Annotated in this window: 18 protein-coding genes and 1 riboswitch; of the genes, 5 read left to right on the top strand and 13 right to left on the bottom strand. The window is 71.4% G+C overall.

Translation table 11 applies throughout. The features are described from left to right. Positions 1-101 precede the first annotated feature (101 nt). Positions 102-341: a hypothetical protein gene (locus tag HALOF300_RS09210; RefSeq protein ID WP_156740662.1), complete on the bottom strand. Its 240-nt coding sequence runs from the start codon at positions 339-341 to the stop codon at positions 102-104. A gap of 242 nt (positions 342-583) precedes the next feature. Between HALOF300_RS09210 and lhgO the strand changes: the two genes are divergently transcribed. Together lhgO and HALOF300_RS09220 are read left to right on the top strand one after the other, a co-directional pair. Continuing rightward, the gene (lhgO, locus tag HALOF300_RS09215; protein WP_156740663.1) at positions 584-1810 is read left to right on the top strand and encodes an L-2-hydroxyglutarate oxidase; all 1227 of its coding nucleotides are present in this window, start codon (positions 584-586) and stop codon (positions 1808-1810) included. Positions 1811-1814: 4 nt separating this feature from the next. Next, positions 1815-2255, top strand: a complete 441-nt coding sequence (locus tag HALOF300_RS09220) for a VOC family protein (RefSeq protein ID WP_231955169.1) — start codon at positions 1815-1817, stop codon at positions 2253-2255. 32 nt (positions 2256-2287) lie between these two features. On the opposite strand, the gene HALOF300_RS09225 is transcribed toward HALOF300_RS09220, so the two are convergent. Beyond that, a complete protein-coding gene (locus tag HALOF300_RS09225; RefSeq protein WP_156740664.1) occupies positions 2288-4396 on the bottom strand; it encodes an Ig-like domain repeat protein in 2109 nt (702 codons plus the stop codon). Between the two features lie 224 nt (positions 4397-4620). Between HALOF300_RS09225 and HALOF300_RS09230 the strand changes: the two genes are divergently transcribed. Beyond that, the gene (locus HALOF300_RS09230) at positions 4621-4998 is read left to right on the top strand and encodes a VOC family protein (protein WP_156740665.1); all 378 of its coding nucleotides are present in this window, start codon (positions 4621-4623) and stop codon (positions 4996-4998) included. Here the strand turns inward: HALOF300_RS09230 and HALOF300_RS09235 are convergent. The 5 genes from HALOF300_RS09235 to HALOF300_RS09255 are packed head-to-tail and all read right to left on the bottom strand — an operon-like array spanning position 4920 to position 10954. Beyond that, the gene (locus HALOF300_RS09235) at positions 4920-6386 is read right to left on the bottom strand and encodes an ABC transporter ATP-binding protein (RefSeq protein ID WP_197522428.1); all 1467 of its coding nucleotides are present in this window, start codon (positions 6384-6386) and stop codon (positions 4920-4922) included. The genes HALOF300_RS09230 and HALOF300_RS09235 overlap by 79 nt on opposite strands. Continuing rightward, positions 6383-7183, bottom strand: a complete 801-nt coding sequence (locus HALOF300_RS09240; protein ID WP_156740667.1) for an ABC transporter permease subunit — start codon at positions 7181-7183, stop codon at positions 6383-6385. Before HALOF300_RS09240 ends, HALOF300_RS09235 begins: the two co-directional genes overlap by 4 nt. Then, complete coding sequence (locus HALOF300_RS09245; RefSeq protein ID WP_231955172.1) at positions 7180-8124, bottom strand: ABC transporter permease; 945 nt, start codon at positions 8122-8124, stop codon at positions 7180-7182. Before HALOF300_RS09245 ends, HALOF300_RS09240 begins: the two co-directional genes overlap by 4 nt. Then, entirely contained in the window at positions 8121-9689 is a 1569-nt protein-coding gene (locus HALOF300_RS09250; protein WP_156740668.1) for an ABC transporter substrate-binding protein, read from the bottom strand. The genes HALOF300_RS09245 and HALOF300_RS09250 overlap by 4 nt, the downstream gene beginning before the upstream one ends. After that, complete coding sequence (locus tag HALOF300_RS09255) at positions 9686-10954, bottom strand: MFS transporter (RefSeq protein ID WP_156740669.1); 1269 nt, start codon at positions 10952-10954, stop codon at positions 9686-9688. Before HALOF300_RS09255 ends, HALOF300_RS09250 begins: the two co-directional genes overlap by 4 nt. A 111-nt stretch (positions 10955-11065) precedes the next feature. On the opposite strand from HALOF300_RS09255, the gene HALOF300_RS09260 reads away from it, so the two are divergent. Then, positions 11066-11941, top strand: coding sequence for a LysR family transcriptional regulator (locus tag HALOF300_RS09260; RefSeq protein WP_156740670.1), 876 nt, complete (start codon positions 11066-11068; stop codon positions 11939-11941). A 7-nt stretch (positions 11942-11948) separates the two neighbouring features. Here the strand turns inward: HALOF300_RS09260 and HALOF300_RS09265 are convergent, their stop codons facing one another. From HALOF300_RS09265 to ribD, 6 genes are all read right to left on the bottom strand, one after another. Beyond that, complete coding sequence (locus HALOF300_RS09265) at positions 11949-12368, bottom strand: PIN domain-containing protein (protein WP_197522429.1); 420 nt, start codon at positions 12366-12368, stop codon at positions 11949-11951. 20 nt (positions 12369-12388) lie between these two features. Then, the gene (locus HALOF300_RS09270; RefSeq protein WP_156740672.1) at positions 12389-13249 is read right to left on the bottom strand and encodes a hypothetical protein; all 861 of its coding nucleotides are present in this window, start codon (positions 13247-13249) and stop codon (positions 12389-12391) included. Positions 13250-13414: 165 nt separating this feature from the next. Continuing rightward, the gene (ribH, locus tag HALOF300_RS09275) at positions 13415-13897 is read right to left on the bottom strand and encodes a 6,7-dimethyl-8-ribityllumazine synthase (RefSeq protein ID WP_156740673.1); all 483 of its coding nucleotides are present in this window, start codon (positions 13895-13897) and stop codon (positions 13415-13417) included. After that, the gene (ribB, locus tag HALOF300_RS09280; protein ID WP_156740674.1) at positions 13894-15150 is read right to left on the bottom strand and encodes a 3,4-dihydroxy-2-butanone-4-phosphate synthase; all 1257 of its coding nucleotides are present in this window, start codon (positions 15148-15150) and stop codon (positions 13894-13896) included. The genes ribH and ribB overlap by 4 nt, the downstream gene beginning before the upstream one ends. Then, entirely contained in the window at positions 15147-15755 is a 609-nt protein-coding gene (locus HALOF300_RS09285) for a riboflavin synthase (protein WP_156740675.1), read from the bottom strand. Before HALOF300_RS09285 ends, ribB begins: the two co-directional genes overlap by 4 nt. A gap of 20 nt (positions 15756-15775) precedes the next feature. Next, on the bottom strand, positions 15776-16954 hold the full coding sequence (ribD, locus tag HALOF300_RS09290) for a bifunctional diaminohydroxyphosphoribosylaminopyrimidine deaminase/5-amino-6-(5-phosphoribosylamino)uracil reductase RibD (protein ID WP_231955174.1): 1179 nt from the start codon (positions 16952-16954) through the stop codon (positions 15776-15778). Continuing rightward, positions 16938-17068: riboswitch (FMN riboswitch) on the bottom strand. Its footprint overlaps the gene before it by 17 nt. A 240-nt stretch (positions 17069-17308) precedes the next feature. Here ribD and HALOF300_RS09295 point away from each other — a divergent pair. Then, the gene (locus tag HALOF300_RS09295) at positions 17309-17989 is read left to right on the top strand and encodes a class E sortase (protein WP_197522430.1); all 681 of its coding nucleotides are present in this window, start codon (positions 17309-17311) and stop codon (positions 17987-17989) included. The last annotated feature ends 10 nt before the right edge of the window (positions 17990-17999 follow it).

The following is a 17999-nucleotide window of genomic DNA, read 5'->3' on the forward strand; positions in this document are numbered from 1 at the left end:
GTTGGGCGACATCATCCCACCGGGCCAACTCCTGCGGTGGGCGTTCGCTCAGCGAAGAGGTGCGTGCGGCGGCCGTGATACCGGCCGCCGGTAGGCCCGGGTCAGGACCGGCTGATGTTCGGCAGCGCGGCGAGCGCCGTGTCGCCGGCGGCGTCGCGCTGGAGCATCGGCACGATCACCCATCCGGTGCCGGAGCGGCCCGGGCCGACCACCTGCGCGGACGTGCCGTCCGGAGCGGTCCAGTCGGAGCGGCGCCATTCGGCGACGACCGAGTCGGAGACGTCACCCAGCTTCATCACGTGGTCGAGATCGCAGACCCACGCACACGATGTCTCGCCCATGTGCTCACTCCCCGGTTCGGTCCAATTCGTTCCCTTGAGCGCTCTTCACGCTAGTCCGCGATGTGATACAGGGCACTAGCCAGATCGGGTGATCTTGGGGCCGAGGCGTGCTCACCCCGGGGTGAGCGCAGGGTGAGGCGTCACCCCCCACCCGGATCGGCCTCGCCGGTCCGGCCACCGGCCGCCGTCATCCCTGGCACGATCACCGGAGGCGGACACGAGGTCATGACGAGGGAGCAACGATGGTGAAGGTCCTGGTGGTGGGCGCGGGGATCCTCGGGCTGGCGACGGCGGCACGGTTGGTCCGCCGTGGCGACGAGGTGATCGTGGTGGACAAGGAGCTCTCGGTGGCCCGGCACCAGACGGGTCGCAACTCCGGGGTGATCCACTCCGGCCTGTACTACGCGCCCGGCAGCCTGAAGGCGCGCCTGGGCACCGCCGGTGCGGCGAGCATGACGGCGTTCGCGCAGGACCACGGCGTGGCGGTGCGCACCTGCGGCAAGCTCGTGGTCGCCGTCGACGACGCGGAGCTGCCGGGCCTGGCCGAGCTGGCCCGCCGGGCGGTGGCGAACGGGGTGCCGGCGCGCCTCCTCGACGCCGCCGAGGCCCGCGAGTACGAGCCGAACGTCGCGTGCGTGCGTGCGCTGCGGGTGGAGAGCACCGGCATCGTCGACTACGTCGGCGTGTGCGAGGTACTGGCGCGCCAGATCACCGACGGCGGTGGGCAGCTCCGCTTCGGCCGCACCTTCCACGGTGCGCGCACCGTGGGCGGGCGCGTGCGCGCCCGGGTGGACGTGACCGGCGACGACGGCGGGACGGAGCGCGAGGACATCGTCGCCGATGCCCTCGTGGTCTGTGGCGGACTGCACGCGGACCGCCTGGCGGACGCCTGCAACGTGGTCCCGCAGGCGCGGATCGTGCCGTTTCGTGGCGAGTACTTCGAGTTGGTGCCGGACAAGGCGGATCTGGTCCGTACGCTCATCTACCCGGTGCCGGACCCGCGGTTCCCGTTCCTGGGGGTGCACCTGACCACGATGATCCATGGAGGTGTGCACGCCGGCCCGAACGCGGTGCTGGCCCTGGCCCGGGAGGGCTACACCTGGCGGGACGTGAACCTGGCGGACCTGCGCGGCTCCCTGTCCTGGCCCGGGCTGTGGCGCCTCGGACGCCGCAACATCGTGCCCGGCGCCGGGGAGATCGTCCGGTCGCTGTCCCGCGCGCGGTTCGCGGCCAGCCTTTCCCGGCTGGTGCCCGGCATCACGGCGGCGGACCTGGTGCCGGCCCCGGCCGGGGTGCGCGCGCAGGCGCTGCGGCGCGACGGGTCCCTCGTGGATGACTTCCTCGTCCAGCGCGCGGACCGTCAGCTGCACGTGCTGAACGCACCGTCACCGGCGGCGACGGCGTCCCTTGAGATCGCCGCGCACCTCGAGTCGGAACTGGACGAGGTACTCGCCGACGCGTCAGTCTGAGCGGATGACCCACATGGACCAGCAGGTGCACTTCATCACCCTCGCCACCGCTGACCTGGACGCGGCCCGCCGGTTCTACGCCGAGGCCCTGGGCTGGACGCCCACCCTGGACGTGCCGGGCGAGATCCTGTTCTTCCAGGTGGCACCGGGCCAGATGCTCGGGCTATTCGACGCCGAGAAGTTCAACGAGGACCTCGGCGCCCCGGCCGGGCCGGCCGCGGTCTCCGGGGTGACGTTGGCCCACAACGTGGCCGGGCCGGACCAGGTGCGCGACCTGGTCGGGGCGATGGCCGCGGCCGGCGGCACCGTGCTCACGGCGCCCCAGCCCGGGGCGTTCGGCGGGATCTTCCACGCGCACGTCCAGGACCCGAACGGGGTGATCTGGGAGATCGCGCACAACCCGGGCTGGTCGATCGATGCCGACGGAACCGTGCGGTTCGGCTAGGTCGTGGCCGCTCGTGGCGTGACCTCCTCCGGTCAGCGCAACGGGCGGCTCGTCCGCTGCCGTCCGACGAGCACCAACAGCGTGCCGAAGCCGAGCAGCACCAAGCCGGCGACGAGCAGGCCACCGACGGTCGCGCCAGTGGTAGCGAGCCCATCGGCGCTCGGCGGTGCGGGCGCCGCCGGTTCGGTGCCGGCCGGGGACCCGCTGGTCGGTGACTGCGTCGGAACCGTAGCCACAGGCGAACCGGGAGTCGGTGTCGGCACCGGCTCCGCTGCGACCACGATGGGCACGGCGAGCTGCGCCGCGGCCAGAACGGCGGTGCCACCGAAGGAGATGGTCAGTTCCGCCGGGTCACCGGCGGCGGACGGAGTAAGCGAACAACTCGCCACGCCGTCAGCATCGGTGATGCCCTCGCACTGGGCCGAGCCAAGGGTGAACAGGAGCGGCAGCCCGGCCAGGTCCGGGGCGGCGGCTGCTGCCGCTGCCGCCCGGATGCCTTCACGCTGCGCATCGCCGGACGTCGTGGCCACCCGCAGACTGCTCAGCGGCGGGCCGGCGAGTGCGTCTGTCACGATCGCGGACAGCGCGAGCGGGCCGCCGACCATTCCGGTCGAGGGGCCACCGAAGGCCAGGTCGATCGTCCGCTGGTTGATCTGGACGGTGGTGGAGCCGCTGGACCCGGCGACGTCGGCGTCGCCGGAGTACGTCGCGCTGACCTGCCGGGATCCGACGTCGAGCCCGTCGGTGACACAGCCGGCCGCTCCCTCGGCCACCGGCACGGCGGCACACCCGGGGAGCACGGTTCCCGCGACTTCGAACGCGACGGTTCCGGTCGCGCCGGCGGGCACCGTGGCGGTGAGGGTGACGGGCTCGCCCCACGGGGCAGGGTTCGGCGTCGCCTGCAGTGTGGTGATGCTGGGTTGCGGTGCGATCGTGGCGGCGCCGTCGACCTGGGTCGGCAGGTAGCGGACGTCGCCACCGAACAAGACCGTCACGGCGAGTCGACCGACTCGGTTCGGCATCAGGGTGCACTCGGCGACGCCGGCCGCGTCGGTGACCGCCGTGCAGCTGAGGCCGTCAGCCATCCCGAAGCGCACCGACTCGCCGGGAATCGGACCGGCGGCACCGGCCGCATTGTTCGTCAGCTGCGCCGATACCTGCAACGGCACCCCGACGTCGCCCGAGTCGGCCCCGGTGTAGGTCACCGATGTCGGCGCGGCCAGCACGAGCGTCGTCGCCGGTGCGCTGATGGAGGGCAGTGCATCACCGGCCCCGGAGTAGTGGGCGGTGAACGCGTGGGGGCCCGGCTCGAGAGGCGCATCGAGAGTGCACGTGGCTGCCGAGGCGACGATCGGGAGGTCAGCACACTCGGCGACGTCGGTCGCCGACGCGGCGAAGGTGACTGTGCCGCCGTCGACCGTCGGAGCAACGGTGGCTGTCAGTGCAGCGGGTTGACCGAAGAGCAGGATGCCCGGCCCGGCCAGGGTGGTGGTGGTCACGACACCCACCTGCCCGGTGACGGTGAACGTCACAGTTGCCCGATCGTCGGACAGGCAGGTGGCCTGGTCCGGGGACAGGCAGTACTCGAAGGAATCGACGCCGACGTAGTCGGTGTCCGGCGTGTACGTGAACGACCCGTCTCCGTAGTTGAGCACCATGGTGCCGTGCTCGAGGTCGGTGGTCTGGAGCGGCCCGAGGTCGGGCGACCATTGGCCGTCCGTCACGTTGCCGGTCGCTGGGACGTTCACCTCGACCGGGTACTCGCGGTCCTGGGGTGCAGCGCCGACGTAGAGACTCGCGACACCGTCACCGGCGAGACATCCAGCATCGAGCGTCAGGCAGTAATGGAAGGAGTCGACGCCGACATAGCCAGCGCGCGGTCGGTACGTGAACGACCCGTCCGCGTTCAGGACGATGGTGCCGTTGACCGGCGCCACCGTCAGCGAGACCCGGTAGCCGGGCGGCTCCTGGTCCGCCAGCACATTGCCGGAGAACGAGGTGTCCGGGACCACGTAGTAGTTCGGGTTGGCGGGCACCGGATCTGCGGCCCGAGCGGGCGCGACGCCCACCGCAAGCAGACCGCTCATCACCAGCAACGCGACCGTCACCGTGACGCCGAAGCCTGGTGCCGCCCGACTCATCAGGGCGGACGACAAGGAGATCGGCCGCCGGCCGGTCCGGTGGGTGGACGACGTCACAGGATGCCTCTCGGACGACAGCACCGAGAGGCTGTTCCCCCCGGAAGTTGTGCGGGCCCCATCTGGACACGGGCCCTGCCGGGTGCATCGTTTCAGCGCCGGGGTCCTTCGTGCAAGGGTGCTGATCTCGATGGCGACTGTCGGTGGGGCGTGCCATCGTCGCTGCCATGACCACTCACACGCACGGCATTCCGTTCTCCATCGACTACATCGAGATCTCGGTGACCGACCTGCAGGCCGCCAAGGACTTCTACGGGCAGGCCTTCGGCTGGGAGTTCACCGCCTACGGAGACGGGTACGCAGGCATCCGCACGCCGGCCGAGTCCGGCGGGGACGAGGCCGGTGGCCTCGCCCTGGTGCCGGAACCGAAGCCGGCGGGCGGTCCGCTCGTGCTGCTCTACAGCGACGACCTCGACGCCTGCGTGACGGCCGTGACGCAGGCCGGCGGCACGGTCGTCAACGGACCCTACGAGTTCCCCGGCGGCCGGCGGTTCCACTTCACGGACCCGAGCGGCAACGAACTGGGCGTCTGGGCCGCGGCGTAAACCAATCCGGGCAGTTCGAGCGAGAGCACGCGGTCGGCGAATCGGCGTACGACCCGATTCTCATGCGTGATGATGACGAGCGCCATGCCGCCGTCGACCATGCGCTCGAGCAGGTCCAGCACGACCTCTCGCGTCACGGCGTCCAGTCCGGTGGTGATCTCGTCGCAGATCAGCACGTCTGGGCGAGTGAGCAGGGCCCGAACGAGGGCCGCGCGTTGCAACTCGCCACCTGACAGCTGACTCACTCTCCGGGCGAGGTGGTCCGGCTCGAGACCGACCTGCCCGGCGACGTCCGCGAGCTTCGCGGCGACCGCCGCGCGGCCGTCGCCGCGCAGGTTCACGACCGGGCGGATCACTTGCGCGCCGATCGGGCGGAACGGGTCAAACGCGGCACGCGCGTCCTGGAACACGTACTGCACAAGCGCGCGGTCGGCGCTCGTCCGCGCGCGCACCGCCCACGGCGTCACCCGGCCGGCCAGGCGCAGCTCGCCGCCGTGGGGCTGATGCAGGCCCGCGAGGCAGCGTGCCAGGGTCGACTTGCCGGCGCCTGAGGGACCGCGCACCGTCAGGGCGCTGCCGCGCTCGAGCAGGAGGTCGACCTCGTCCAGCACCGGGTCGCCCCGACGCCCGTATCCCGCCGTCAGCCGGTCGACCCGGAGCACCGGCGATGACGTCGGCGCTGCGGCTGTCCGGCCGGCCGGCGGCTCGCCGAGGCCGGCTTCGATCAGCTGTCTCGTGTACGGCTCGCGCGGATGGGCCCACAGGTCCCGGCCCTGCTCGACGACCGCGCCGAGGCGCAGCACGAGGGTGTCGTCGGCTAGGCGGCGCACGAGGGCGAGGTCGTGGCTGAGCAGGATGATCGCAGTGCCCCCCTCGCGCAGGGACTCCAGCTCGGCCGCGAGCGCATCGCGGTGGCCGGGATCCTGACCGGTCGTGGGTTCGTCCACGACCAGGCAGTCCGGGTCGCCGATCAGGGCCAGCGCGAAAACCGCGCGCTGCTGCTGACCGCCCGAGAGCTGGTGCGGGAACCGTCTCAGCAGGGCGGGGTCCAGGTGGGCGCGCGCCACCGCACGGGCGACCGACTCGGTGCCCGCGCGTCCTCGCACCCGGGCCACCTCACGAAGCAGGGACCCCACTCTACGGCTCGGCGTGAGGACCGTGCCGGGGTGCTGTGGCACGTATCCGATGCGGCGCGGATCGCTGCGCACGACGCCGGCGACGCTCGCGCCACTGGGGAACTCGCCCATCACGGCGAGGCCGGTCGTGGTCTTGCCGCTACCGGACTCCCCCACGAGCGCGATGACCTCTCCGGGTCTCGCGGCGAACGAGATCGGACCCACCACGGTCCGGTCGTCGAGCCGTACGGTCAGGTCCTCGACACCGATCACCGGGTGGCGCCTTCTGTGCGGGCGCGCAGTCGCCACTCGTCCATCGCGAGGTTCAGCCCCACGGCCAGGGCCGTGATCAGGCACGCCGGCAGCAGGGTCGCCAGCGGTTGCAGCAGCAGCCCGTCGCGGTTCTGCTCGACCATGACGCCCCAGTTGCTCCGATCGGGCTCGACCCCGACCCCGAGGAAGCTCGCCGAGGCGACCAGATAGAGCGCGCCGACGAACCGCACGCCGGCGTCCGCCATGATCATGCCCATCGCCGACCTCCCGAGGAACCAGCCCACGCGCCGCCACCGTGGCTCGCCGGCGAGCAGCATCGCCTCCGCGGCGGGTCCGTTCGCGGGCCCCAGGGCGGCGGCGCGGATGACCCGCGTCGCGTCGGGCGCGAGCACCACCACGACGATCCCGATCAGGACCAGGTCGTGCTGCGGCGCGATCGAGGCGAGCAGGATCAGGACGAGCAGCGACGGCATCGCGAGCACGACGTCGAACGGCCGCATGATCAGCTCGTCCAGCCAGCGTCGGCGGGTGGCCGCTGCCGTCAGGGCGAGCGGCACGGCCAGCACGTAACAGAGCACCGTGGCGCCGACCGAGGTGATCACGATGGGGGCACCGCCGAGGAGCAGCTGGTCCAGCACGTCGCGCCCGGCGAAGTCGGAGCCGAACGGTCCGGCAGCCGGGTCGAACGCCGTCGACCGGGGGCCACCGGAGGTGGCGAACTGCGGCCCAGCGAGCGCGAGCATGCCCGGGATCGCGAGGAGGGCGATGACGACGCCGCGGCGGACGAGACGATTCACAGCGTGACCGCCGCGGGATTCATCCGGTAGCTGACGGCGTCGGCGACGACGTTCACCACCACCGTGACCAGCCCGAAGAACACGGCGAGACCCTGCACGACCGGGACATCGCGCGTGCCGACCGCGTCCACCAGGGTGGTCCCGAGGCCGGGGATCACGAACACCGCCTCCACCACGATCACGCCGCCGAGCAGCCAGTCCACGGCGCGCGCCACCTGTTGCACCGCAGGTGCCCCGGACGTCGGCAGTGCGTGCGCCCAGGTGATCCGGCGCTCGCTCAGCCCGATCCTGCCCAGGTGACGCGCGTAGTCGCTCTGCCGGGCGTCGACCAGCCCGGCGCGCACCAGCCGGGAGACCGAGCAGAGCGGCCGGATCAGAAGGACCGCCACCGGCAGCACGAGCACGGACGGCTGGGCGAGCAGGTCCGAGACACCGAGGGCGTTCGCGGGCAGCAGGCTGAGCTGCAGGGCGAAGAGCGAGATGAGCAGGATGGCCGACGCGAACTCCGGGACGGAGTAGAACCCGAGGCTGACGCTGCTGATGAGGCGATCGACCACCGAGCCGGGTCTGCGGGCCGCGGCGACGCCGAGCATGGTCGCCAGCGGCGGCAGCAGCAGGAACGTGACGCCGGCGAGCAGCGCGGTCGGTGCCAGACCCGCGCGGAGGGTGTCGGCCACCGGTCGCCCGGAGACGAGGGACGTGCCGAGGTCCCCACGCAGGAGTTCGCCCCACCACCGGATGTACCGCTGCCCCAACGGATCGTCCAGTCCCAGCGCGGCGCGAAGCTGCGCGATCCGCTCCGGATCGGGGGCGTCGCCGGCGATCACGACCGCGGCGTCGCCCGGCAGGGCCTCGGTGAGCAGGAACACGATCGTGACGACGCCAAACACCTGGACCGCACCGAGGGCCATGCGGCGGGCGAGCAGACGGGTCAGGCTCACGCGAGCCAGACGCGGTCGAACCGCGCCCAGTCGAGCGAGTTCGCTGGGGCCTCGACGATGCCTGCGACGTTCGCGCTCGTCGCGACGATCCAGTCCGCGAACCCCCAGATCAGGAAGCCGCCCCGGTCGTGGAGCGTGGTCTGCATGTCGTGATAGATGCCGGCTCGCGCAGCGGGGTCCGCCGTGGCGATCGCGTCAGCGTAGAGCGCGTCGAACTCCGGATCACGCCACGCGGTCGCGTTCGTGCTGGAGTCGCTCAGCAGTCGCTGGGAGACATGTGACTCGATGGGCATCCCACCCGAGCGGTACGCGCACAGGATGCCCTCGTCGAGGATCTCGGACCAGTAGGTGCCGGCGTCGCGCTGATGCACGGACGCGCTGAGCCCGGCGGCGCGCAGCTGGTCCGCGAACACGTTCGCGCTGGCGATCAGGCCGGTGCCCGCGTCCGCGGTGTCGATCACGATCTCGTGATCGCCCAACCCGCTGGAGGCGATGAGCCGGCGCGCGAGGTCCAGGTCCTGCTCGCGCTGCGGGAGGTCGTCGGCGTAGTACTCGTACCCCTTGCCGAAGAGGTCGTTGCCGACGTTGCCCGCTCCTGCGAGCGCGGCGTCGACCAGTTCCTGCCGGTCCGTCAGGGCGAACAGCGCGCGCCGCGCGTCCGGGTGGTCGAACGGCGCACGGTCGGTCTTCATCGCGAAGCCGTTCATGCCACTGTTCGGCAGCCGGGTGAACACCAGGTCCTCGCGCGCCGCGTACGTCTGCGCGGTCGAACCGGACACGTCGTGCGCGTACTGGACCGTCCCACTCACGAGCGCGTTGATGCGGGCGGACTCCTCGTTCGCGATCAGGTACTCGAGACGGTCGAGGTAGGGACGTCCCTCCCAGTAGTCGTCGAACGCGTCCAGGGTCAGGGACCGCCCGGGGTCCCAGCCGGCGAAGCGGAACGGCCCTGATCCGACCGGCTCGTCGAAGTTCGTCGCGTCCTCGGGCACGATGAACGCTCCGAACGCGGCCAGGGAGTTCGGGAACTCCGCGTAGGACCGGGACAGGTGCAGGCGCAGTGTGCGTTCGTCCTGGACCTCGGAGGCGTCCAGGTCGAGCATGGCGAAGTTGCTGCGCGCGCGGAAGCCTTCGGCCGGGTCGGTGATGCGTCGGTAGCTGTAGAGCACGTCCTCCGGGCGGACCGGTCGCCCGTCGTGGAAGACGGCCTCGCGCAGCCGAATGGTCCACTGGGTCAGATCGGCATTCGGCTCCCACTCCTGCGCCAGCCGTGGCACCGCGGACATGTCCTCGCCGAGGTCGGCGAGTTTCTCGAAGATCATCTTCGAACGCGATCCCTCAAGGAACAGGTTCGCCCTGTGCGGGTCGAGGGTCTCCTGGGCGCCGCCGCCCGCGAAGGCCGCGCGCAGCACCCCACCGGGCACGGGTGAGGCACTCGCGGCGGGGGCCGATCCGGTGGCGGGTGAGCGTGGTGCGCACGCGGCCAACCCGGTCGTCACGGCAGCGAGCGAGGCGCCGATCAGCAGGGTTCTGCGGGAGGGACGCAGTTCGGGTGATGTGGTCATCGGGGGATGCTCCTCTCGGAGGGCTTCGAAGGGCCCTGGTTCTGGTCTTGGGTACTGGTCGGGATCGGAGTGCTCGGGCCGGGTGCCCGCGGGGCCGTCAACGGCAAGAGCGAAAGTGCGGCGGCGGCGAGCGCGGCGATGCCGCAGGCGAGCCAGGACAGCGGCGCCGAGCGCTCGAGCAGCGCGCCGAGCCCGGCACCAGAGGCCGCCGCGATCACCCCGGAGAGCAGATAGAAGGCGCCGTAGTAGGTGCCGGTCATGCCGGTTGACGCGTGCTGGGCGATCCGCTCCAGCATGAAGGGCTGCGCGATCACCACCCCGAGGCCGAGGGCGGCCGCCGCGAGCAGGATCGCCGTGAAACGCACGGCCGGATCAGCGGCCGCGGTCGCCGCCGGCCCGAGCAGCCCGACTCCCATCACCGCATAGCCAAGCGCGATCGAGCGGTGGGCCTGCCAGCGGGCCATCGCGTACCGGGTGAGCGGGCGCTGGCACGCCACGGCCACGACGGTCGAGACCACGAACACCGACACGGTGCCGGCGTTCCCGCCGAGCACCGGATCGGCCTCCCTGGGGAAGATCAGATACAACTGGTTCTGGAGGGCGAAGAGGGCGCTCCCGGCGAGCGCGAAAAGCCAGAACCGGCCGTTGCGGAGCAGTCCGAGCATGCCACCACGTTCCGGGGCGGCCCGGCCCTCCGACTGCGCCGGGAGCCAGATCGCCTGCGCGATGGTCAGGACCGCGAACACGCCGGCGGCGACGGCCGCGACGATGCGGAAGTCGACGAGCATCAGCAGTGCTCCGAGAACGGGACCCACGAACATGCCGGCGTTGCCGGCGAGCGCGAACCAGGCGAACGCCTCCGCGGTACGCCCCTGCGACGCGGTGGCGACATACGAGCGGACGGCCGGGTTGAACAGCGCGCCGGCGACGCCGCTGAGCAGCGCGGCCGCGAGCAGCCCCCAGAGATTCTCGGTCAGGGCGAACATCCCGAAACCGATGACGCGCAGGAGGCACCCCGCGAGGATCATCGGGCGGCTGCCGATCCGGTCCGCGCAGATCCCGCCGACCAGGAACAGGCCCTGCTGGGCCAGGTTGCGGGCACCGAGGACGAGGCCGACGGCAGCCAGGGTCAGTCCGATGGATTCGGTCAGGTACGCCGCCAGGAACGGCAGGAGCAGGTAAAAGCCGAGGTTCACTCCGAACTGGTTGAGCACCAGTACCTGTACCGGGCGCGAGAAGGAACGCAGGCTCGATCGGTCGGTCATGCCGATCTGCGGGCGGGGGCGGAGGAGGTCTTCATGCTGGGCACCAGTGTCGGCGAGAACCCAGACTATTGGTAGTGCTTTTCATTATCGTCTCGGTTATAGGCTGGGCATATGGCGAATCACGCGGACGCGGTGAGTTCGGTCGACGAGCTGCGCCTTGCGGTCGCACTCGCCGACCACGGCTCGATGCTTGCGGCGGCCGCGAGCCTCCACATCGCGCAACCATCCGCATCCCAGCGGCTGCGCCGCCTGGAGTCACGGGTCGGCCTCGCCCTGTTCGACCGGGACACGCGCGGGACGCGTCCCACGGCTGCTGGGCTCGAGTACGTGCGCCTCGCGCGCCGCGCCCTGGAGACGATCGAGTCGGTGACCGATGGCGCACGCCGCGCCGCCGGCCGGCCCAGGTCGAGGTCCGGGACCTTCACGAGCCTGTCGGTGCCGGTGTTCACGGCCGTGCAACGGCTCCTGCCGCCACCGGCCACCGTGGAACAGCGGATCGGGAACGGCCGCCTGCTGTTGCAGATGATGGACGGCGGCGAACTCGACGCGTCGGTCATCATCGCGCCGCACGCGACGTGGGCGCCGGCCACGTCCGACGTGACTCAGCTCGGTAGCGATCCGCTGCTGCTCGTCGCTGCCTCCGGGGTGGAGGCTATCGCCTCGCCGCGAGAGCGACGGAGGGCGTGGCCCCTTCCGGTCTGGCTGGCGACCTACAGCTCGCAGCCGGACGATGTGGCTCAGGACTTCGCCGCGATGGGTGCCCACGTGCGCCTGGCCGGCTCCGCTCCGGTCGCCCTCGCGATCGCGCGCGAACGCGGTGAGCTCGCGGCGGTGCCCCGGACTGCCTGGTCCGCCGATCGCCGTCCGGGCGAGCACGCTCAGGCGCTGCCTGGCGCGTTCTCCATGCCGCTCGCTCTCGTCACGACCCGAACGAGCCCGCTGTCCGGTCGCGGTGGCGAGCTCGCCACCGAACTCGGGCTCGCCTGAGCGTGAGTCAATGCGCGCTGTCAGTCAGAATCTCAAGTCCTGGCGCGCCGGCGTAGATGCCATCGCCGGCAAGCAGCGGCACGCCGACCGCGATCGCCGTCGCGGCGACCCAACGGTCTCCAGTGTGCTGCTTGGCATACAGCGCGTGCCCGGCGCGCTTGCAGTCCGCTGTAAGGTCGGCGTATGCCACGATGACGTCTTCGGTGACAGGCACCCGGCTCGTGCCTGCGAGCTGAGACAGGATCGACTCTCGTCGCTTTGCACCCAGGTCGTTGATTGCGAGGCCGGCGAGCACCTCAGCCTTGGTCTGAGTTGCTATGACCAATCCGCAGCCGACCAGCAGGTTCCGCCAGGTCTCGGTCCGCGCATCCGGTGTCCGCGTCGATCTCGCGAACAGCACGCTCCACACGTCGGTGTCAAGCAGCACCCACCGCTGATCTGCCAAGGTCACTCGCCCTTGATGGCCGCCAGGAACCTGGCCCACTCGTCATCGTCGAAGTCGACGCCGCCGTCGGGATCCGGTCCTGACACGTTCTCGGGCAACAGCCACGCCGTCGGCTCAGCGTGGCTCCTCCATTGTGCCGGCACGGGGGCAGGCTCGATCGTGGGTGCGGTGAGGGAGATCAACCGGCCTTTCGCGCCATGGGTCGGGACCCCGCTCGCAGTCGCGCGCTTGCCGACCAGATCGCGAGAGATTGCCTCCGCGTTCTCAACATCCTCGAGCATGATCCTGTTGCCGACGTCATCAGCGATCCGGAACTTACTGTTCCTCAGGTCGACCATCTCAAGCCGTCCGGCGATGGTGATCTGCTCGATGCCGACCTGCTTCCGCTGTACCTGCCAGACCGCTCGATCGCGGTTGCCCGGCCGAAACTCGACCCGGCCACCGCTCGTCCGGACGACAGTCACGAGCGGAGCTGCACGCTCCAACGCGTCGAGCAGCGCAATTGCGCTCTCTCGCACCGCTGCGGGAGCACCGGAAGGTGGACGATCTGCGCTCAGACCCGAGATGACGTCCCAATATTTGGCCGTCACGTCACGCTCGAACGGCATGTCGAAATCGAGGGCGTCATGCATGCCGCGATCGATCATCAGAACGGTGCTTCCCTCCTCGACTCCGGACAGCCGCAACGCAGCCGCGGCTTCAACGATCCGAGGGCCACGCCCAGCACCGTCGATGTCCGCAACCCAGCGGCTCACCCGAGTCGAGAGTTCCTGGAGCCTGCCCGCGATCGCCGCGACGTCCGCCAACGTGATCTCCCCGGGGGCGAGCGCCGTCTCTTGCAGTCGAATCTTGATCCGATCCACGAGTCCCACCTCCATCCGCGTGCCCAAGCCATCCACGCGATTGTCTCGCACCCTACAGACATGCGGGCGGGACCACCCCTCATTGATCCACTGCGGTCGGCGCACGCTCCAACCGAGTCTGGCGACGGACGCGAAGAGTCTCCGGCGTCGACACTTCCCACGACCTCAGTGCGCTCGCGAGACCCAGTCCGCGAGCATCCGGGCGGTCGCGAGTGCCGCGGCCGCGGCCTCGTAGCCCTTGTCCTCCCGGGACCCGGGCAGGCCCGCGCGGTCGAGCGCCTGGGCCTCGTCGTCGCAGGTCAGCAACCCGAAGCCGACGGGGACGCCGTGGTCCAGGGCCACCCGGGCGAGCCCGTCGGTGGCCGCCGAGCACACGTAGTCGAAGTGCGGCGTGCCGCCGCGGATGACCACGCCGAGGGCGACCACGGCGTCGTGGCTGCGGGCCAGACGGTCCGCCGCCACCGGCAGCTCGAAGGATCCGGGCACGCGCAGCACCGTCGGCTCGGTGACGCCGGCCTCCAGGCAGGCGCGCAGCGCGCCGTCGAGCAGGCCGCCCATGACCTGCTCGTGCCAGGACGCGGCGACGACGGCGACCCTGGCCTGTGGCAGGTGGGGAATCTTCTGGTCGGGGCTTCCGTGTCCGCTCATGCGCTCTCTCCGGTCCGGTGGGGCAGGCCGACGAGGTGGTGACCCAGTCGGTCCCGCTTGGTGGTCAGGTAGGCCAGGTTCTCGGGTGTGGGGTGGGTGGTCAGCTCGACGGTGCCCCTTACGTCGACGCCGCCGGCCCGTAGCGCCTGCGCCTTGGCCGGATTGTGGGTGAGCAGCCGGACCGAGCACACGCCGAGATGGTCGAGGATCCGCGGGACCACGGCGAAGGACCGCGCATCGACCGGCAGCCCCAGGTCGAGATTGGCGTCGACAGTGTCGCGACCGTTCTCCTGCAGCGCATACGCTCGCAGTTTCTCGATGAGGCCGATGCCGCGGCCCTCGTGCCCGCGCAGCAGGATCAGCGCGCCGCGCCCCTCGCGATCGATCCGGGCCAGGGATTCCTCCAGCTGGGGCCCGCAGTCGCAGCGTCGGCTGCCCAGGACGTCACCGGTCACGCACTCGGAGTGCACCCGGACCAGGACGGGTTCGGGACTGGTGACGTCGCCACGGACCAGTACCAGGTGCTCGGCTCCCGGTCCCGCATCGGGACCGCTACCGGCCTCCCGCACCGCGAGCGCGGTGAACTCGCCGTGTCTGGTGGGCAGCCGCACCGGCTCGGTGACCTCCAGCGGGGCCGTCTTGGCGAGGCGGTGGGCGGCGAGGGCCTCGATGGAGATCATCGCCAGGCCGTGGCGGTCGGCGAAGTCCCGCAGGGCCGGGCCGCGCATCATCGTGCCGTCGTCGTGGACCAGTTCGACGAGCACGCCCACGTCCGGTTGGCCGGCGAGCGCCATCAGGTCGACCGCGGCCTCGGTGTGCCCGCGACGCTCGAGCACCCCGCCCGCGCGGGCCCGCAGCGGGAACACGTGACCGGGACGGGTGAGGTCGGCGGCGGTGGTGTCGCCTCCCGCGAGCAGGCGCAGAGTGCTCGCGCGGTCGGCCGCGCTGATTCCGGTGCTGACGCCCTCGCGCGCGTCGACGCTCACCGTGAAGGCCGTGCGCAGCGGGTCCTCGGTGCGTTCGACCATCAGTGGCAGACCGAGCCGGTCGGCGTGCGCGGCGGGCATCGGGGCGCAGACGATTCCGCTGGAGTACCGCACCGTCATGGCCAGCAGGTCGGGCGTCGCGGCGGCCGCGGAGAAGATGAGGTCTCCCTCGTTCTCGCGGTCCTCGTCATCGACCACGACCACGGGCCGGCCGGCTGCGATCTCGGAGACGGCACGGGAGACGGTATCGAGCCGGAGCGTGTTCATCGTCGCGCCACGGCCTCGAGCCCGGGCAGCAGGTTCTCGACGTACTTGGCCAGGACGTCCACCTCGATGTTCACGCGGGATCCGACGGTGCGCCGGCCAAGGGTGGTGCGGGCGAGCGTCTCCGGGATCAGGCCGATGGTCACCACGGCGTCCGCCACGGACACAACGGTCAGGCTGACGCCGTCCACGGCGATCGACCCACGGTCGACCACGTAGCGAGTGACGCCGTCGGGCAGTGCGATACGGATCAGGTGGCCGCCCTCGCCGGGCCCCGCTGCGATCACCTCGCCCACGCCGTCGACGTGGCCCTGCACGATGTGTCCACCGAGGCGGGCGTCCGCACGCAGGGACCGCTCCAGGTTCACCCGGTCGCCGGCCGCGAGGGATCCGAGCGAGGTGGCCGCGAGGGTGGTCCGGATGACGTCGGCGCTCCACACCTGGCCGTCGTGATCGGTGACGGTCAGGCAGCAGCCGTTGACGGTGATCGAGTCGCCCGGCGCGGCGTCGGAGAGGACGAGCGGCGCGCGGATGTGCAGGCGGGTGGAGTCCTTCGAGGAGTCGATGCCCTCGACGGTGCCGAGTTCCTCGACGATTCCGGTGAACATGGTGGTCCCTTCTGTTGGGGTCAGACGGCGGGTGGCCGCAGGGTCAGCTGGAGGTCGATGTGCCCGTCGGGCGAGGTGAGCAGGGCGGTGTCGATCAGGTCGAGCGCCAGGGCATCGGCGATGGTTCCGATGCCGAGCGACCCGATCGCCGCCGGCCCGGCTCCGAGGAGCTTCGGGGCGAGGTGGACGATCAGTTCGTCGACCAGCCCCGCGGTGAGGAACGCGGCAGCGAGGGTCGGTCCCCCCTCGAGCAGCACGTGTCGCCGGCCGCGAGCGTGGAGGACCGCCAGGGCTTCGGACGGGTCACGGGTGCGCAGCCGCAGGGCGGGAACCGCAGGCGTGTGGGTGGGCAGGTCTGGGATCTGGCCGAGCCCCATCACGGCGCGAAGCGGCTGCCTCTCCCGCAAGGTGCCGTCGGCGCGGCGCGCGGTCAGCGCGGGCAGGTCCGCCCGGGCGGTCCCGGCGCCGACCAGGATCACGTCGCACCGTGCACGCAGGAGGTGGACCTGCTCGCGAGCCGCACTGCCGCTGATCCACTGGCTGGAGCCGTCGGCTGCGGCCACCCGGCCGTCCAGGGTGAGCGCCAACTTCGCGGTGACCAGGGGGCGCGCGTGCCGTAGCCCGTGCTCCCAGCCGCGGTTCAGGGCCGCCGCATCGGCCACGAGCTCGGCGGGGATGTCGGCCTCGACCTCGATCCCGGCCCCGCGCAGCAGCTCGACCCCGCCGGCCGCCGCGGGGTTGGGGTCGCGGCGGCCGATCACCACGCGGCGGATCCCGGCGTCGATCAGAGCCCTGGTGCACGGGCCGGTGCGGCCGGTGTGGGCGCAGGGTTCGAGGGTGACGACGGCAGTGGCACCCACCGCGCTCGCCGACCCGGCCCGGGTCAGGGCGTCGACCTCGGCATGCGCGGTCCCGGCGCCACGGTGGTAGCCCTCGGCGATGACCCGGCCGTCCGGGCCGAGCAGGACGCAGCCGACGCGCGGGTTCGGTCCGAAGGGGACCGCGGGATGCGCCGCGATCTCGAGGGCACGGCGCAGCGCGCCGTGTTCCGCCTGGTCGATCATCCCGCTCCCGGTGTCCGCGATGCTCGCGGTCCGGAGTGAGGAAGGGGTCACGGAGGCGTCGTCCACCAGGGAGTCCACGGCCGCACGGGTGCGCCCTGGGATCCGTCCGGAGACGTCGTCGCGTGCGCTTCCCATCCGGACTCTGACCGTCGGTCCAGGAGTTCCACCTGATCAACCGCTGACCTTTCGGCCATCGGGTCGCGGACTATGACCGCCGGCTCGGAATTTCACCGACCCCAGTGCACGCGAGCTTTCCAGCTCGTCGCCGTCATGCTAACAGCGCCGTCACCGGCGACCCGAGCGGGCCGGTCGGGTGACCGATCCGTGAGACGGTGCCCACCGACCGGCGCCGTCATCGTGACCGGAGCGTCGACCCATCCGGATCGGCCGCGGCTCCGAACGACTGGTATGGGACCGCTAGTACGGACGCGACGAGCCTCGGACAGGGACGGGCACGGCGCCGGTACGTCACGACGCCTGCGCACCCCCGTGATCGGACGACGGGCGATAGCAGGTCTCGCGGTCGCCGTCGGCGCCGCTGCACTCGTCGTGCTCCCAGGCTTGGTCGACGATCCGCCCAGGTCCGGCCCGGGCACCTCACTGGAACGCCTGCTGGACTCGGACGAGAGCACCGGGCCGCAGCGACAGCGACCCACGCTGGAGACCGTGCAGGGTCTGGCGGCTGAGTTGAGTGACACCTCAGGCGACCAGCCGATCGACCCGGACCGGGTCTCGGCCGTCGTGACGAGCCCCGGTCCGTACGAGGTCCTGGGGCAGTTGCAGATCCCCGCCGTCGGGCTCGACGCCGAGGTGGGCAACGGAGTCGACCCGGACACCCTTGTCCTCGGTCCTGGCCACTGGCCGGGCACCCCGGTGCCCGGTCAGGTCGGCAACGCGGTCATCTCCGGCCACCGCACCACGCACACCGCGCCGTTCCGGGATCTCGACGAGTTGTCCGAGGGCGACGAGATCACGGTCTCGACGCAGTCGGGAGTGAGGACGACCTATGTGGTCACCGAGGTCTTCGTGGTCTCCGTCGAGGAGTACACGGGCGAGGTGCTCGCCCAACCGGAGGACCCGTCGACGCGCGAGCTCACTCTCTTCGCCTGCCATCCCGAGGGCAGCCTGACCCACCGCATCGTCGTGCACGCGCAGGTGCCGCCGGCCTGATCTTCCCTGC

This window comes from Occultella aeris (assembly GCF_902703175.1).
In the GTDB taxonomy this organism is placed as follows: domain Bacteria; phylum Actinomycetota; class Actinomycetes; order Actinomycetales; family Beutenbergiaceae; genus Occultella; species Occultella aeris.

What these genes read in the sequence shown, in the direction of transcription:
- HALOF300_RS09250 (WP_156740668.1), bottom strand. Translation starts at nt 9,689, where the DNA reads ATGACCACATCACCCGAACTGCGTCCCTCCCGCAGAACCCTGCTGATC.
- HALOF300_RS09210 (WP_156740662.1), bottom strand. Translation starts at nt 341, where the DNA reads ATGGGCGAGACATCGTGTGCGTGGGTCTGCGATCTCGACCACGTGATG.
- lhgO (WP_156740663.1), top strand. Translation starts at nt 584, where the DNA reads ATGGTGAAGGTCCTGGTGGTGGGCGCGGGGATCCTCGGGCTGGCGACG.
- HALOF300_RS09230 (WP_156740665.1), top strand. Translation starts at nt 4,621, where the DNA reads ATGACCACTCACACGCACGGCATTCCGTTCTCCATCGACTACATCGAG.
- HALOF300_RS09255 (WP_156740669.1), bottom strand. Translation starts at nt 10,954, where the DNA reads ATGACCGACCGATCGAGCCTGCGTTCCTTCTCGCGCCCGGTACAGGTA.
- ribD (WP_231955174.1), bottom strand. Translation starts at nt 16,954, where the DNA reads ATGGGAAGCGCACGCGACGACGTCTCCGGACGGATCCCAGGGCGCACC.
- HALOF300_RS09220 (WP_231955169.1), top strand. Translation starts at nt 1,815, where the DNA reads ATGACCCACATGGACCAGCAGGTGCACTTCATCACCCTCGCCACCGCT.
- HALOF300_RS09285 (WP_156740675.1), bottom strand. Translation starts at nt 15,755, where the DNA reads ATGTTCACCGGAATCGTCGAGGAACTCGGCACCGTCGAGGGCATCGAC.
- HALOF300_RS09260 (WP_156740670.1), top strand. Translation starts at nt 11,066, where the DNA reads ATGGCGAATCACGCGGACGCGGTGAGTTCGGTCGACGAGCTGCGCCTT.
- ribB (WP_156740674.1), bottom strand. Translation starts at nt 15,150, where the DNA reads ATGAACACGCTCCGGCTCGATACCGTCTCCCGTGCCGTCTCCGAGATC.
- ribH (WP_156740673.1), bottom strand. Translation starts at nt 13,897, where the DNA reads ATGAGCGGACACGGAAGCCCCGACCAGAAGATTCCCCACCTGCCACAG.
- HALOF300_RS09225 (WP_156740664.1), bottom strand. Translation starts at nt 4,396, where the DNA reads ATGAGTCGGGCGGCACCAGGCTTCGGCGTCACGGTGACGGTCGCGTTG.